Origin of the sequence: Sulfitobacter sp. HI0129 (assembly GCF_001635395.1) — a bacterium.
Classification (GTDB): domain Bacteria; phylum Pseudomonadota; class Alphaproteobacteria; order Rhodobacterales; family Rhodobacteraceae; genus Sulfitobacter.
The window spans coordinates 1-296 of record NZ_LWGH01001030.1; the positions used below are offsets into that span (position 1 = coordinate 1).

Consider the following 296-nt stretch of genomic DNA (forward strand, 5'->3'; position numbering starts at 1 on the left):
CGGTCGGTTTGCGACAGGTTCCGCGCATGGAGGTCTCGGTGAAGGAAATTCTGCAGCCCCGGCTGCCCGTGGAAATGGCCGGTGACATGCCGCGCCTTCCGGGTATCGCGCCCTGCGGTGCAGCGGATTGGCTGCGGGTGGACGAGGCATATGGCGCGCAGATGGCCTATCGCCGCGCGCTTCTGAAGGATCCGGGCGCGCATGTCCTCTATCTGGAAGAAGCGGCGCGCCCCGCCGCCCAAGAGGTGCTGGGTGAGGCGCTGGCGCTACTGCCAAGGCTGGGGTTCCACCGCTCG

General features: G+C 67.9%; 1 protein-coding gene. It reads left to right on the top strand.

The features are described 5' to 3' along the window. Positions 1-26: 26 nt before the first annotated feature. Positions 27-296, top strand: a 270-nt coding sequence (locus A3764_RS21950; protein ID WP_236628297.1) for a heme-dependent oxidative N-demethylase subunit alpha family protein, incomplete at its 3' end; no start/stop codon positions are given.